This is a genomic window from Bordetella genomosp. 1 (assembly GCF_002261335.1).
In the GTDB taxonomy this organism is placed as follows: domain Bacteria; phylum Pseudomonadota; class Gammaproteobacteria; order Burkholderiales; family Burkholderiaceae_B; genus Bordetella.
Window position 1 is genome coordinate 183,111 of the sequence record NZ_NEVL01000006.1, and the last position, 13,961, is coordinate 197,071.

General features: G+C 70.1%; 12 protein-coding genes and 2 riboswitches. Of the genes, 2 read left to right on the forward strand and 10 right to left on the reverse strand.

The window, feature by feature from the left end:
* Positions 1-25: 25 nt before the first annotated feature.
* The 8 genes from gcvH to CEG14_RS22970 form a co-directional block, all read right to left on the reverse strand.
* On the reverse strand, positions 26-403 hold the full coding sequence (gene gcvH / locus CEG14_RS22935; protein ID WP_094828727.1) for a glycine cleavage system protein GcvH: 378 nt from the start codon (positions 401-403) through the stop codon (positions 26-28).
* A gap of 87 nt (positions 404-490) precedes the next feature.
* The gene (gene gcvT / locus CEG14_RS22940) at positions 491-1,591 is read right to left on the reverse strand and encodes a glycine cleavage system aminomethyltransferase GcvT (RefSeq protein WP_094828728.1); all 1,101 of its coding nucleotides are present in this window, start codon (positions 1,589-1,591) and stop codon (positions 491-493) included.
* Positions 1,592-1,670: 79 nt separating this feature from the next.
* Positions 1,671-1,806, reverse strand: a riboswitch (glycine riboswitch).
* 31 nt (positions 1,807-1,837) lie between these two features.
* Positions 1,838-1,928, reverse strand: a riboswitch (glycine riboswitch).
* Between the two features lie 91 nt (positions 1,929-2,019).
* A complete protein-coding gene (locus tag CEG14_RS22945) occupies positions 2,020-2,913 on the reverse strand; it encodes a ZIP family metal transporter (RefSeq protein ID WP_094828729.1) in 894 nt (297 codons plus the stop codon).
* Between the two features lie 19 nt (positions 2,914-2,932).
* Positions 2,933-3,547 carry a superoxide dismutase gene (locus CEG14_RS22950; protein WP_094828730.1) on the reverse strand — a complete coding sequence of 205 codons (615 nt, stop codon included), beginning with the start codon at positions 3,545-3,547 and terminating at the stop codon, positions 2,933-2,935.
* Between the two features lie 47 nt (positions 3,548-3,594).
* Positions 3,595-4,083 (reverse strand): DUF2753 family protein, encoded by a 489-nt coding sequence (locus tag CEG14_RS22955; protein ID WP_094828731.1) that lies wholly within the window; start codon positions 4,081-4,083, stop codon positions 3,595-3,597.
* Positions 4,084-4,340: 257 nt separating this feature from the next.
* Positions 4,341-5,531, reverse strand: a complete 1,191-nt coding sequence (locus tag CEG14_RS22960) for an NAD(P)/FAD-dependent oxidoreductase (protein ID WP_094828960.1) — start codon at positions 5,529-5,531, stop codon at positions 4,341-4,343.
* A 72-nt stretch (positions 5,532-5,603) separates the two neighbouring features.
* Positions 5,604-7,871, reverse strand: coding sequence for an arginine/lysine/ornithine decarboxylase (locus tag CEG14_RS22965; protein WP_094828732.1), 2,268 nt, complete (start codon positions 7,869-7,871; stop codon positions 5,604-5,606).
* Positions 7,872-8,067: 196 nt separating this feature from the next.
* A complete protein-coding gene (locus tag CEG14_RS22970) occupies positions 8,068-8,517 on the reverse strand; it encodes a hypothetical protein (RefSeq protein WP_094828733.1) in 450 nt (149 codons plus the stop codon).
* A 94-nt stretch (positions 8,518-8,611) separates the two neighbouring features.
* Here CEG14_RS22970 and CEG14_RS22975 point away from each other — a divergent pair, with 94 nt between their 5' ends.
* Both CEG14_RS22975 and CEG14_RS22980 read left to right on the forward strand, forming a co-directional pair.
* On the forward strand, positions 8,612-9,130 hold the full coding sequence (locus tag CEG14_RS22975) for a GNAT family N-acetyltransferase (RefSeq protein ID WP_094828734.1): 519 nt from the start codon (positions 8,612-8,614) through the stop codon (positions 9,128-9,130).
* Between the two features lie 10 nt (positions 9,131-9,140).
* The gene (locus tag CEG14_RS22980) at positions 9,141-9,551 is read left to right on the forward strand and encodes a VOC family protein (RefSeq protein WP_094828735.1); all 411 of its coding nucleotides are present in this window, start codon (positions 9,141-9,143) and stop codon (positions 9,549-9,551) included.
* Positions 9,552-9,627: 76 nt separating this feature from the next.
* Here the strand turns inward: CEG14_RS22980 and dcd are convergent, their stop codons facing one another.
* Together dcd and CEG14_RS22990 are read right to left on the reverse strand one after the other, a co-directional pair.
* Positions 9,628-10,191, reverse strand: coding sequence for a dCTP deaminase (dcd, locus tag CEG14_RS22985; protein WP_094828736.1), 564 nt, complete (start codon positions 10,189-10,191; stop codon positions 9,628-9,630).
* A 107-nt stretch (positions 10,192-10,298) separates the two neighbouring features.
* Entirely contained in the window at positions 10,299-13,952 is a 3,654-nt protein-coding gene (locus CEG14_RS22990) for a translocation/assembly module TamB domain-containing protein (RefSeq protein WP_094828961.1), read from the reverse strand.
* Between the last annotated feature and the right edge of the window lie 9 nt (positions 13,953-13,961).

The following is a 13,961-nucleotide window of genomic DNA, read 5'->3' on the forward strand; positions in this document are numbered from 1 at the left end:
GCCGATGCGGCCCGCGCGGCGGTGATCAGCCGTTGGCGACGGCTTCGTAGCCGGCGGCGTCGAGCAGCTTCTCGACGTCGGCGGCGTTGGCCGGCTTGATCTTGAAGATCCAGGCCGAGTAGGCCGACTCGTTGATCAGGTTGGGGGTGTTCTCGAGCTCCTCGTTGAAGGCGACGATCTCGCCATCGACGGGCGCGTAGATGTCGGAGGCGGCCTTGACCGACTCGACCACGCCGGCGGTCTCGCCCGCCTTGAGCTGGGCGCCGACGTTCACGTCGCCCACGAAAACCAGGTCACCCAGCTGGTCCTGGGCGTTGTCGGTGATGCCGACGACGAACACGTCGCCTTCGGCTTTGACCCATTCGTGGGAGGCGGTGTACTTGCGATCGGTAGGCAGGCTCATGAGAGATCCTTTAGGAAATACGGGGATGAAAAGTTCTGCGCGCCTGCGCGCCGGCCCATTCCGGGGGACGGCACGCAAGCTTGGAGTTTACGAGTGTTCGACGGCTTTGCCGTTACGCACGAACGGCAGCTTGACGACCTGGGCGGAGACCCACTTGCCCCGGATGTCGACCTCGGCGCTGTCGCCGGCCTTCACGCCCGCGGGGAGGCGGGCAAAGCCGATCGACACGCCCAGCGTGGGCGACATGGTGCCGCTGGTGATCTCGCCCTCGCCCTGCGCGGTGCGCACGGCCATGTGGGCGCGCATCACGCCGCGCTCGTTGAGCTTGAGGCCGAGGAAGGCGGCGGGCGTGGCGAACTGTTCGATGGCGTCGCGGCCGATGAAGCGGCGCTCGGCATCCTTGGACCAGACGGTCCAGGTCAGGCCCGACTGGTTCGGGTGCGTGAGCTCGTCCATGTCCTGGCCGTAGAGATTCATGCCGGCCTCCAGGCGCAGCGTGTCGCGCGCGCCCAGGCCCGCCGGGCGCACGCCCTGCGCGGTCAGGTCCTGCCAGAGGGCCACCACGTCGGCGGCCGGCAGCACCACTTCGAAGCCATCCTCGCCGGTGTAGCCGGTGCGGGCCACCAGGGTGCCGGCGTCGATCACGGCGGCGTTGAACGGCGCCAGGCCCTCGGTGGCGGCCTGCCAGGCCGGGCGCGCGGCCCGCAGCTTGGCGCGGGCGTTGGGGCCCTGCACAGCCACCATGGCCAGGTCGCGGCGCGGCGTGATGGCCACGTCGAAGCCCTCGGCGCGCGCCACGCGCTGCATCCAGGCGATGTCCTTGTCGGCGGTGCCGGCGTTGACCACCACGCGGAAGCGGTCGGCGGCGAAGAAATAGATGATCAGGTCGTCGATGATGCCGCCCTGCGGATTCAGCATGCAGGAGTACAGCGCGCGGCCGGGGGTCGTGAGACGGGCGACGTCGTTGGCGACGAGGCGGCGCAGGAAGGCGGTGGCATCGGCGCCGATGACATCGACGTTGAGCATGTGGGACACGTCGAACATGCCGGCGTCGTTGCGCACGGCGTGGTGCTCTTCGAGCTGCGAGCCGTAGGCCAGCGGCATGTCCCAGCCGCCGAAGTCGACCATGCGGGCGCCAGCGGCGACATGGGTGTCGGCCAGGGGGGTACGTTTGAGCGTTGCGGACATGCGAAGGGGCTCCGGCAGAGTCAGAAAACGGACGTAGCCGGACCCGATAGCGGAAATCGCCCGGACGACCGGCTGGATTTTCCGCCCCTCTGTCCTTTTGCCTGAGAGTTGCCCCGCTGCGGCCGTGGCCTTGCGCGGGTTTGCACCTTCGGCGCCTGGTCGTACCGCAGCCTCGTGATAGGGCTGCGGTGCCAGGTCTCTCCAGAGTGCCGTTACGGCCGCGCGCGCGTTGAGCGCCATACGGCCGATGCAGTCGCGGTATGGGTTACCTGAGCGATTCCGGGCGAATTGCGCCTTCGGCGGCGGGGTGGTTCCCGCTCTCTCCCGCGACTTGCGTGACAGCGGAGCGAAGCATACCGCGAAAGCGGGTCGCCGCGAAAGCCGGAATGGCCCGGAGCGACGCGCCGTGGCTGTGTCCCCGCTTAGTCTCAGCCGAGTGCCGTGTCGAGCAGCATCATGAGCACGAAGCCCAGCATCAGGCCGGTGGTGGCGTGCACCTCGTGGCCCTTGCGATGCGACTCGGGAATGATCTCGTGGCTGATGACGAACAGCATGGCGCCGCCCGCGAAGCCCAGCCCCCACGGCAGCAGCGTGGCGGACCAGCCCACCACCACGGCACCCACGACCGCGCCCAGCGGCTCGACCAGGCCCGACAGCATGCCCAGCGTGACCGAGAAGGCGCGCGAGTAGCCCGCCCCCAACAGCGCCAGCGCCACCACCATGCCCTCCGGCACGTCCTGGATCGAGATGCCGGTGGCCAGCGCCCCGCCCTTGACCAGGTCGCCGCCCGCGTAGCCCACGCCGATGGCCAGGCCCTCGGGCAGGTTGTGCAGGGCGATGGCAAACACGAACAGCCAGGTGCGGCGCAGCTTCGACGCCTCCTTGCCCTCGCGGCCCTTGATGAAGTGCTCGTGCGGCAGCACCCGGTCGAGCAGCAGCAGCGCGGCCGCGCCGAGCAGGATGGCGCCGCCGACCAGCAGCCCCGCGCCCCATTTGCCGTGGCCCAGTTCGGCCGCGGCATCCAGGCCCGGGATCACCAGCGAGAACGCGCACGCCGCCAGCATGACGCCGGCGCCGAAGCCGAACAGGCAGTCCTGGGTGCGCTCGGACAGGCTGTGCGAGAACATCACCGGGACCGTGCCCAGCGCCGTGGCGCCGGCGGCCACCATGCCGCCCGCCATGGCATACGCCACGTGCGGCGCGTGCACGTCCAGGTAGGCCCAGAGCTGATACAGCGCCAGGCACGAGGCCAGCAGGAGAAACGTCCAGATGCTGATGCTGGTCAGGGCGGGACGGACACGGTGACGACTGAAGGTATGCATGGCGTGCGCCGGTCGAGGATCAGCCCAGGGCGGCTTCGTAGCGGCGCGACACTTCGTTCCAGTCCACCACGTTGTAGAAGGCGGCGATGTATTCCGGACGGCGGTTCTGGTACTTCAGGTAGTAGGCGTGCTCCCACACGTCCAGGCCCAGCACCGGCGTATTGCCGTGCATCAGCGGGCTGTCCTGGTTGGCGCTGCTCTCGACCAGCAGCTTGCCGGCCGGCGTCACGGACAGCCAGGCCCAGCCGCTGCCGAAGCGCGAGATGGCGGCCTTGGTGAAGGCTTCCTTGAAGGCCTCCAGGCCGCCCAGGTCGCTGTCGATGGCCTGGGCCAGGCGGCCCGAGGGCGCGCCGCCGCCCTGGGGCGACATCACGGTCCAGAACAGCGAGTGGTTGGCATGGCCGCCGCCGTTGTTGCGCACCGCGCCGTGGATCGCCTCGGGCAGCGCGTCCATGCGGCCGATCAGCTGCTCGACCGGCGTGTCGGTGGGCAGGCCGGCGCCTTCGAGCGCGGCGTTGAGGTTGTTGATGTAGGTCTGGTGGTGCTTGGTGTAGTGGATTTCCATCGTCTGCGCATCGATGTTGGGTTCGAGCGCGTCATAGGCATAGCCCAGTTTGGGAAGGGTGTACGGCATGGTGTCTCCGAAAGCGGTTGCGCGTGCAAACAATGAAAAACAGCCGCTCAATGCGGCTGCGCGGGAATCGGCAGGGGCGACCAGGCGGCGCTGCGGGTCGCGCGCGGGTGGCCGGGGTGGCGCTGCAGAAAGCGCTGCAGCTGTTCGAGCGCGATGCGGGCATGGCGCCACGCGGCATCGCGCCAGGCGTGCGCCAGGCCGTCGTCCTCGATGGCGTGGATCAGCGCCTCATAGGCCAGACAGAGATGCGCGGCGGCCGTGTCCGGCGCGCCCTGCGCCTCGAACATGTCGGCCAGGTTGTGGTGCGAGATGACCAGCGCGGCCAGGGCCGGGTCGGGATCGACGCTGTCCAGCCCGTACAGGCCATCGGCCAGGCTCAGGGCGGCGCGGTAGTGCGAGAGCGCGCCATGGCGATCGCCGCGGGTGTGCGCGCGGTTGCCGCGCACGGTCACGCGCTGCCAGCGCTCGATCGCGCGCTCGGTGGTGGCGTGCTCGCTGGCGCTGGCGTGCGGATACGGCGTTGCGGTCTCGATCATGTCGCCTCCGGTCTAGGGCGGTGCCTCCCGGGGTCGGACGGCACTAATACGAATGATAGTAATTACTATTCATTTGAACAGCAAGCCGGGCCGATCCGCGGGTGACGGCGGACGGCGGCAAGACCGGAGAGTCGCCAGCGTCCGGGCGCGGCGCGCGCCCGACGGACGGCGCACGCAGGCAGCGCCCGCAAGGCGCGTGCCGCGCCGGGATCGAAAGGAAGGAAGGCCCGCGCGCGGACGGCGCGGGCGGGTGGCGCCTAGAGGGCGCGGCCGCAGGCCACGCCGGAGGCCCAGGCCCACTGGAAGTTGTAGCCGCCGAGCCAGCCCGTCACGTCGACCGTCTCGCCGATGAAATACAGGCCGGGCACCTCGCGCGCCTGCATCGACTTCTGGTCGAGGCCGCGCGTGTCCACGCCGCCGCGCATGACCTCGGCCTTCTTGTAGCCGGCGGTGCCGGTGGGCACCAGGCGCCACTGATGGATGCGGTCGGCCAGCGCGCGCAGGCTGCGGTCGGGCACGTCGGCCAGCCGTGCCTGCGCCAGCTCGCCCTGCCCCTGCGTCAGCCAGGTGTCGGCCAGGCGCTTGGGCCAGAGGCCGGCCAGCACGGTGTGCATCTGCTGGCGCGAGCCCGACTTGGCGGCCAGCAGCTCGTCGGCCAGGTCGCGGCCCGGGGCCAGGTCCAGCACGATGGCTTCGCCCGGCTGCCAGTAGCTGGAGATCTGCAGGATGGCGGGGCCGGAGAGCCCGCGATGGGTGAACAGCAGGTCTTCGAGGAACTCGCCGCGCGTCTTGCCTGCGCCCGTGCCGAGCCGCACTTCCAGCGCCACGCCGGAAAGCTCGGAGAACGGCCGCCAGGCCTCGGGCTCGAACGTGAGCGGCACCAGCGCGGGCCGCGGCTCGATCACCTTCAGGCCGAACTGGCGCGCCAGCTTGAGGCCGAAATCGGTGGCGCCCAACTGCGGGATCGCCATGCCGCCGGTGGCGATCACCAGCTTGCGGGCGCGCAGCGTGCCGGTGGAGGTGGCGAGCACGTAGCCGCCCTCCTCGCCCGCGACCTCGTCGACGCGGCACGGCATGCGCCACTTGACGCCGCCGCGCTCGCATTCGGCGCGCAGCACCTCGATGATGGATTCGCTGGAGTCGTCGCAGAACAGCTGCCCGCGGTGCTTCTCGTGCCAGCGCACGCCGTGCTCACGCAGCAGCGCGAGGAAATCCTGCGGCGTGTAGCCCGCCAGTGCGGAGCGGCAGAAGTGCGGGTTGGCCGACAGGAAGTTGGCCGGCGTGGTGCCGATGTTGGTGAAATTGCAGCGCCCGCCGCCGGAGATGCGGATCTTCTCGGCCAGGCGCTCGGCGTGGTCGACCAGCACCACGGACAGCCCGCGCTGGCCAGCCACCGCCGCGCACATCATGCCCGCGGCGCCCGCGCCGATCACGGCAACGTCGAACATCGATTCGTATCCCGGAAAAAGCGGATGGGCCTTGCGGCCCATCCTGGTTCATCGCAATGACGCTTGCGCGTCTCAGGCGTCGGATTCCTTCAGGCAGTCGACGTAGTAACGCTTGGTGCCGTCTTCCGCCGTGTCGTCCGCCAGGCCGTGGATGTAGGTCTCGAAGCCCGGGAAGCGCTCGTTGAACTCGCGCGCGAACTGCAGGTACTGCACGATGGTGCGGTTGAAGCGTTCGCCCGGGATCAGCAGCGGAATGCCCGGGGGATACGGCGTCAGCAGCACGCCGGTCACGCGGCCTTCGAGCTCGTCGATCGAGACACGTTCGACCTCGCGGTGCGCCATGCGGGCGAAGGCATCCGACGGCTTGAGGGCCGGCACCATGTCGCTCAGGTACATCTCGGTGGTCAGGCGAGCCACGTCGCGCGCGCGATAGGCCTCGTGGATTTCCTGGCACAGGTCGCGCAGGCCCATGCGTTCGTAGCGGCGGTGATCGCGGCAGAACTCGGGCAGGATGCGCCACAGCGGCTGGTTGCGGTCGTAGTCGTCCTTGAACTGCTGCAACGCGGTCAGCAGCGTGTTCCAGCGGCCCTTGGTGATGCCGATGGTGAACAGGATGAAGAACGAATACAGGCCGGTCTTCTCGACCACCACGCCGTGCTCGGTCAGGTACTTGGACACCAACGCGGCCGGGATGCCGGTCTCGCCGAAGCTGCCCGACATGTCCAGGCCCGGGGTGATGATGGTGGCCTTGATCGGATCGAGCATGTTGAAGCCCGGCGCGAGGTCGCCGAAGCCGTGCCAGTGGTCGTTCGATTCGAGGATCCACTCGTCGCGGTTGCCGATGCCTTCGGCCACCAGGCGGTTCGGGCCCCAGACCTTGAACCACCAGTCGTTCTTGCCATACTCGGATTCGACCTTGCGCATGGCGCGGCGGAAGTCGAGGGCTTCGCGGATGCTCTCCTCGACCAGCGCGGTGCCGCCCGGGGGTTCCATCATGGCCGCGGCCACGTCGCACGACGCGATGATCGCGTACTGCGGCGAGGTCGAGGTGTGCATCAAGTACGCCTCGTTGAAGACGTTGCGGTCGAGCTTGCGGGTCTCCGACTCCTGCACGATGATCTGCGAGGCCTGCGAGATGCCGGCCAGCAGCTTGTGCGTGGAGTGGGTCGCGAACACCATCGCATCCTTGCCGCGCGGCCGGTCCTGGCCGATGGCGTGCATGTCCTGGTAGTACTCGTGGAACGAGGCGTGCGGCAGCCAGGCTTCGTCGAAGTGCAGCGTGTCGACGTAGCTGCCCAGGCGCTCCTTGATCATCTCGACGTTGTAGATCACACCGTCGTAGGTGCTCTGCGTCAGCGTCAGGATGCGCGGGTTCTTGTTGACGGCCTCGCGCGCAAACGGATTGGCCTCGATCTTCTTGCGGATGTTTTCCGGATCGAACTCTTCCAGCGGGATCGGGCCGATGATGCCGAGGTGGTTGCGCGTCGGGCGCAGGAACACCGGGATCGCGCCGGTCATGGTGATCGCGTGCAGGATCGACTTGTGGCAGTTGCGGTCGACCACGACCACGTCGCCGGCCGCCACGTTGGCATGCCACACGACCTTGTTCGAGGTCGAGGTGCCGTTGGTGACGAAGTAGCAGTGGTCGGCGTGGAAGATGCGGGCGGCGTTGAGCTCCGACTCGGCCACCGGGCCGGTGTGGTCGAGCAGCTGGCCGAGTTCGTCCACGGCGTTGCAGACGTCGGCGCGCAGCATGTTTTCACCGAAGAACTGGTGGAACATCTGGCCCACCGGGCTCTTCAGGAACGCCACGCCGCCGGAGTGACCGGGGCAGTGCCACGAATACGAACCGTCCTGGGCGTACTTCACCAGCTCGCGGAAGAACGGCGGCGGCAGGCTGTCGACGTAGCTGCGCGCCTCGCGGATGATGTGACGCGCCACGAACTCGGGCGTGTCCTCGAACATGTGGATGAAGCCGTGCAGCTCGCGCAGGATGTCGTTCGGAATGTGTTCCGACGTGCGCGTCTCGCCGTACAGATAGATCGGGATGTCGGCGTTGCGAAAGCGCAGTTCGCCGATGAACGAGCGCAGGTTCTTGATGGCCAGCGCCACGTCTTCGGGCGAGTCGACGTCGAACTCTTCGTCATCGATCGACAGGATGAACGCGCTGGCGCGGCTCTGTTGCTGGGCGAACGAGCTGAGGTCGCCGTAGCTGGTCACGCCGATGACCTCCACGCCCTCGGCCTCGATTGCCTGGGCCAGCGCGCGGATACCCAACCCCGAGGCGTTCTCGGAGCGGTAGTCTTCGTCGATGATGAAAATGGGGAAGCGGAATTTCATGCGGGCGCTCCTGGCGGGCAAGGCAAAACGGACGCGAGTGTACAGCGAGTCGCAGACGGTCTGGTGACAGCTTGGCCCGCGGGACGGACCGCGACTCGCGCGAGAATTGTAGGACGGATTGGCGAACGCCTCCCGGACCGGCCGGCAGGGCGGTCAGGCGAGGCGGACAAGGGAATGGCGGTCGGCCCGGTCAGGGTCAACGGATCGTCTCGGCCCGGCCGGCGGCCAGGGCGGCTTCGAAGCGCTGCAGCGCGGCGCTGACGGGTTCGGCGTGGGCGCCAGTGAGATAGCGTTCGACCCGCGAAATGCCGCACAGACAGACCTCGGCCTCCTCGGGCCCGGCGACGAACACGACCGGGTCGTCGTTGTCGCAGACTTCGTAGAGGCCGCCATGGGCGCGGCGCAGGGTTTCGTAGAGGTAGGCCGCAGCGCCGACGCGCTGCATGGGGGTGAGTGCCAGGTCGCCGGCGCGCACGCGCGCCAACGCCTCGTCCAGGGCCGCCATGCTGGCGGGGGTGTAATCGAGGCGGCCATGGCTGGCCGCGACCGCGCGGAAGTCTTCGGCGGCCGCGCTGACGCGCTCCACGAATTCTTCCTGCACTTCCTGGTCTACCTGCGGGGTCGAGGTCTTGAGAAAACCGAACATCGCTGGCTCCTGCGCTGGCATCCGCGCGTGACGACAAGTCCATTATATTGGGGCCAGGGGGCTGCGCGAGCCCGAACTTCCTACCGGAGCACCTGTGAATCCATCGAGCGTACGTCAATTATCGGAGGCAGATGCTGCAGAGTATGCCGAGCTGCGGCTCGCGGCCCTGCGGGACGCGCCCACCGCGTTCGGATCCAGTTACGAAGAGGAGCGGCTCGTCACGCCGGCCACCTGGCGCAGCCGGATCGCCGGCGGGCTGCACCAGGCCACGTTTGGCGGGTATGTCGACGGGGGTCTGGCCGGCCTGTGCACTGTGGTGCGCGAACAGAAACTGAAACAACGCCACAAAGCGTATCTGTACAGCGTTTACGTTGCGCCCGAGCAACGGGGACGGGGCCTGGCGCGGCAGCTGATCGAGGCCGCCATCGCCTACGCGCGCTCGCTCGAGGGCGTGCGCCAGCTGCTCCTGACCGTCACCGACGGCAATCTGCAGGCGCAGAAGCTCTACGCCGGCCTGGGCTTCATGACCTACGGCCGCGAGCCCGACTCGCTGATCGTGGACGGCCGCCCCTACGCCGAGATCCTGATGTGCAAATCGCTGGTCAGCTACTGAAGGAGGCGCCATGCGCCTGCTGGTCAATATCGACGTGCCCGCGCTCGCGCCGGGCATCGCCTTCTATACCGAGGGCCTGGGCCTGAGGCTGGTGCGCACGCTGGGCGGCCGGGTGGCCGAGCTGGACGGCGCGGGCGCCCCCGTGTACCTGCTCGAGAAGCCGGCCGGCTCGCGCCCCGCGCCGGCGCCGGCGGCGGCGCGCGACTACGGCCGCCACTGGACCCCGGTGCATCTGGACTTCGTGGTCGATGACGTGGACGCCGCGGTGGCCCGCGCGGTGGCCGCGGGCGCCACGCTCGAGGGCGCGCCCGCCGACCATGCCTGGGGCCGCATCGCCCACCTCGCCGATCCGTTCGGCAACGGGCTCTGCCTGATGCGCTTCACGCAGGCCGGCTACGACGCCGTGGCCGATCCGGCCTGAAACGCGCGCGCGCAAACACGACGGCCCGCCCCTTGCGGGACGGGCCGTGGCCGAGCACCGGTTGCAGACGGGCGGATCAGGTGCGCGGCAGCGTGACGCCGCGCTGGCCTTGGTACTTGCCGCCGCGATCGGCGTACGAGGTTTCGCAGATCTCGTCGCTTTCGAGGAACAGCATCTGCGCGCAGCCTTCGCCGGCGTAGATCTTGGCCGGCAGCGGCGTGGTGTTGGAGAACTCCAGCGTGACGTGGCCTTCCCATTCGGGCTCGAGCGGCGTCACGTTGACGATGATGCCGCAGCGCGCGTAGGTGCTCTTGCCCAGGCAGATCGTGAGCACGCTGCGCGGGATGCGGAAGAACTCGACGGTGCGGGCCAGCGCGAACGAGTTCGGCGGGATGATGCAGACGTCGCCCTTGAAGTCGACGAACGAACCCTCGTCGAAGTTCTTCGGATCGACGATGGTCGAGTTGATGTTGGTGAAGATCTTGAATTCGTCGGCGCAGCGCACGTCGTAGCCGTAGCTGCTGGTGCCGTAGCTGACGATGCGCTCGCCACCGGCGGTACGGACCTGGCCGGCCTCGTAGGGTTCGATCATGCCGGCTTCGGCAGCGCGGCGGATCCAGCGATCGCTTTTGATACTCATAGGGGTGCCTTTGGAACAATGCCGCCTATTTTATCGCGAGCCGGGGCGCGCGGCGGTGCGACTCATTTCGGGGTCGGATAGCGGGGCCGCCCGCGGCGGCCCCGGCCTCAGTCGTCGATCAGCCAGCGATACACCAGCGCGATGCCGTTGACCGTGCCGCCCTTCAGGTCGAGCGACAGGCCGCGCGCGATGCGGTAGCTGGCGCGGCCCACGGTTTCGCTGCCCGACAGCGCCTGCTCGATGCTCAGCGTGATGTCGTTCGAGAAGCGCTTGCTCGCCACCAGGAACTGGGTCGCGAGGTCGCTGTCGGAGTCGCGGTTGACCTGGCCGGCCACGGTGCGGTCGGGCAGGATGCTGCCCGAGCTGCCGATGGCGCCGGTGCGCACGCTCACGTCGTCCAGGCCGAACTGCTTGTAGAGCGGCTCGCCGCCGCCCAGCAGCGCCGTGCCGATCGACAGCAGCAGCGCGGTGTCGCCACCGCCCGAGTCGGGGCCGCGGCCCAGCACCAGCCACGACAGCTTCTCCACGTCGCTCACGTCCGGATAGGAGACCAGGTCGATGCGCGGACGCTGGGCGGTGCCCGAGACGCGCACGCCGGCCTCGACCTGCTCGCCGGTGCGCAGGGCCTCGATGTCGAGCAGCGGATTGTCGAGCCGTCCCTGGAAGGTCAGCGTGCCGCGGCGCAGGCGCAGCTTCTGGCCGTAGGCCTCGATGCCGCCGCCGCGGGTGCGCAGCGCGCCCATGCCGGTCAGGCGCCCTTCCTGCAGCAGGATCTGGATGCTGCCCAGCAGGCCCGCGTCCAGCCCCATGCCGGTGATGTAGAAGCGCGGGCCCATGTCGAACTTGAGGTTCATGCCCACCTGCATCGGCGTGCCGCCGGCCGCCTTCTTGTCGCCGGCGCGCACCACCTTCACGTCATCGTCGAGCGAAGGCACGCCCTGCAGGATCTCCAGGCTGACCCAGCCGGCGTCGGCCGTCAGGTCGCCGGTGATGTCCAGGCGCGGCAGCGCGGCGTTGATGTCGATGTTGCCCGACACCATGGCGTAGCGGTCGGACCGCTGCAACGCCGGGAAGCGGTGCAGCTGCACCCGCACGTTGCCGCGCGAGGCGCTCAGCGCCCACTCGCCGCGCGCCTCCACGAAGCCGCCCTTGGCATCCTTGTTGGTCGTGATCCATTCCTTGGTGCGCCATTCGGCCGGCATCACGCGCAGCACGGCCGGGAAACGCAGCGAATCCAGGATCACGCGATCGTCCTGCAGCCGCGCCCGCAGCGTGCCGTCGAGCAGGCGCACGCCGTCGTCGATGCGCACCACGCGCAGCTTGTCGCCCGCGATGGTGCCGGTGGCGCTCCACTTGCCGGCCAGGGTGCCCTGGGCCTGCACATTGGCCTTGAGCGCGCCGCCCAGCTCCAGCGCGTCGCCCACGAACAGGCCCAGCCAAGCCAGGTCGGAGATGTCGGCGTTGACGTTGGCGCGGATCGGCTGGCGCGGGTCCAGCGCGAGCCCGCGCAACGTGGCATTGGCGGTGGCGTTCACGCCGCCCATTTTTTCGGTCTGCAGGGCCAGGTTGGCGGCCAGACGGCTCGCCCCGCCCTCGCCCGGCGTGGCCGTGGCGTCGAGCACCAGCGTGCGCAGGCCGAGCGGGATGGGCGGATCGCCCGGCACCATCAGGTCGCCGTCGCGGCGCGCGATGCGCACCTTGCCGCCCAGGCTGCCGGCGAACTTCAGGTCCCAGCTGGCGTCGAGCGCGATGCGACGCTGCGCCGCCGGCGAATCGGGATTGACGCGGCCGGCCTCGCGCTCGGCGCGCGCCACCGCTTCGGGGTCGAGCGCCATCAGCACCTGCCGCAGCATGCTGGTGCGCAGCACGAGATTGTCGGCGCCGCCCGCGGTCTGCCACTGGCCGGTCCGGCCCTGCGACGCCGCATGGCGGATCGACAGCGTCTGCGCATCGGGGAAGCGGGCGGTGAGCGTGGCCGCGCCGACGCGCCATTGCGGCGCGGGCGCCACCGCGTCCGGCACGTAGGCCAGCGCCACGGGCCCGGCGATCTCGGCGGAGAAGCCCGCGCTGGCGGCCTGCACGCGCGACACATTGCCGCGCCAGCCGGCCGTGCCGGGCTTGCCGGCCTCTTCGCCCCAGCCGCCCTCGAAACGCAGGCTGGCCTGCGCGGGCGCGCTGCCCAGCACGCGGGGGCGCGGCGACGGCGGGGTGTAGGTGGCCTCGAGCGAGCCCTTGTGCGAGGCCATCGCGCCGTCGATCGCGAACTTCGCCGTGGCGCCGCCGGGCAGGCCGGGCCAGAACGCGTCCAGCCGCGGCGCCTGCACGTCGAGCTGCAGCTTGCCCGTCGCTTCGGTCAGCGCACCGTTGCCGCGGATTCGGTTGGGCCCCAGCTTCAGGTCGGTCTCGAAACGCGGGATGCTGGCACCGGCCGGCAGACCCGGCAGGCCCTGTCGCGCGGCCGCCTCGCCTTCGGCCGGGACGCGCGTGGCCCATTCGGCAGCGATCCGGCCCGACAGCGGCTGGCGGTTCCAGCGGCTGTCGTCGCCCAGCTTCAGCGAGAGCGTGGCCTGGCGCAGCACGGACAGATCCTGCAGTTCGGCGTCGAGCTCGGCCTCGGCGCTGAGCACCGCGGGCGGGATCAGGTCGCCGAGCAGGCTGCCCAGGTCCAGCTTGCTGGCGTCCAGGCGCGCCTCCAGCCGATGGCGCGCGGGTGCGTCGGGCACCGGCGCCAGGCCCAGGCGGGCGGCGAGGCTGGAGCCGTCGTCGCGCTCGATGTCGAGGGTGGCGCGCTGCACCGGGAAGGCGGCCTGCGGCAGCAGATCGGCCAGCGCATGCACGCTGAGGCCGCTGCCCGTGCCGTCGAGCACCACGTTCAGGGCCTCGAGCGAGCCGCGCGCCTCCAGCTTGAGGCCGACCGGGCACAGGCCGGTGGCGGCCATGCCGTCCAGGCGCGCCAGCGCCGCTTCCATCAGCGCGGCGTCGCCGTCGAGCGCCGGCTGCATGAGGCGCTGCGCGCCGGCACCCGCCACCTCGTTGGCCGCCTGGCCGCCGGCGATGCGGCCGGCCTCGGTGCGCAGCGCGCGCGCCGAGGCCGCCCCGGGCAGCTTGGCGCCGAAGCACAGCGCCGAGTCGCGCGCGGGCGCGGAGCCGGTGAGATCGAGGCGGGCCACCGTCGGCCACGGCGCCGCCAGGCGGGCCACCTCGGCCTCGCCCTGCAAGGCCAGCTGCGCCTGCGGGTGCCGGGCGCGCAGGCTGTCGATGCGCAGGCGCGCACCCGGCGCCTCGGCCGTACCGGCCTGCAGCGAGGCCACCAGATCGCCGAGCTCCAGCGGCAGCAGGTCGGTCACGCTGCCGTCGGCGGCGCGGCGCGTGAGCGCGAACGCGCCGAGCGCGACCCGATCGAGCGCCAGCGCCACCGGCAGGTCGAGATGATCGAAGGGCTCGCCGGGCGGCGTGTCGGGCTCGGCTTCGGCGGCGGGCGGCAGGCCCACCGCGATCCGGTCGGCGGAGAGCTCGCGCACGTGCAGGCGGCCGCGCGACAGATCGCTCCAGTCCACGTCGAGCCAGAGATTGGCGGCCTCGATGTCGGTGTCGGCCACGCTGACCTGCAGCCTGCCGACCCGCAGGCCCAGCAGCACGCTGCCCTCGACGCGCTCGACCTGGCCGCCCAGGTACTGCACGGCCGAGGTCACGAGCAGGCGCGAGCCGGTCTGCGAACCGAGCAGCCAGAACACGCCCAGGGCCAGCAGCACGGCGCACATGGCCAGGCC

Bases quoted from the DNA above. Each gene is read 5' to 3' on its own strand.
- CEG14_RS22950 (WP_094828730.1), bottom strand. From the start codon at position 3,547: ATGCCGTACACCCTTCCCAAACTGGGCTATGCCTATGACGCGCTCGAA.
- gcvH (WP_094828727.1), bottom strand. From the start codon at position 403: ATGAGCCTGCCTACCGATCGCAAGTACACCGCCTCCCACGAATGGGTC.
- CEG14_RS22965 (WP_094828732.1), bottom strand. From the start codon at position 7,871: ATGAAATTCCGCTTCCCCATTTTCATCATCGACGAAGACTACCGCTCC.
- CEG14_RS22955 (WP_094828731.1), bottom strand. From the start codon at position 4,083: ATGATCGAGACCGCAACGCCGTATCCGCACGCCAGCGCCAGCGAGCAC.
- CEG14_RS22970 (WP_094828733.1), bottom strand. From the start codon at position 8,517: ATGTTCGGTTTTCTCAAGACCTCGACCCCGCAGGTAGACCAGGAAGTG.
- CEG14_RS22960 (WP_094828960.1), bottom strand. From the start codon at position 5,531: ATGTTCGACGTTGCCGTGATCGGCGCGGGCGCCGCGGGCATGATGTGC.
- CEG14_RS22990 (WP_094828961.1), bottom strand. From the start codon at position 13,952: ATGTGCGCCGTGCTGCTGGCCCTGGGCGTGTTCTGGCTGCTCGGTTCG.
- CEG14_RS22945 (WP_094828729.1), bottom strand. From the start codon at position 2,913: ATGCATACCTTCAGTCGTCACCGTGTCCGTCCCGCCCTGACCAGCATC.
- CEG14_RS22980 (WP_094828735.1), top strand. From the start codon at position 9,141: ATGCGCCTGCTGGTCAATATCGACGTGCCCGCGCTCGCGCCGGGCATC.
- gcvT (WP_094828728.1), bottom strand. From the start codon at position 1,591: ATGTCCGCAACGCTCAAACGTACCCCCCTGGCCGACACCCATGTCGCC.
- dcd (WP_094828736.1), bottom strand. From the start codon at position 10,191: ATGAGTATCAAAAGCGATCGCTGGATCCGCCGCGCTGCCGAAGCCGGC.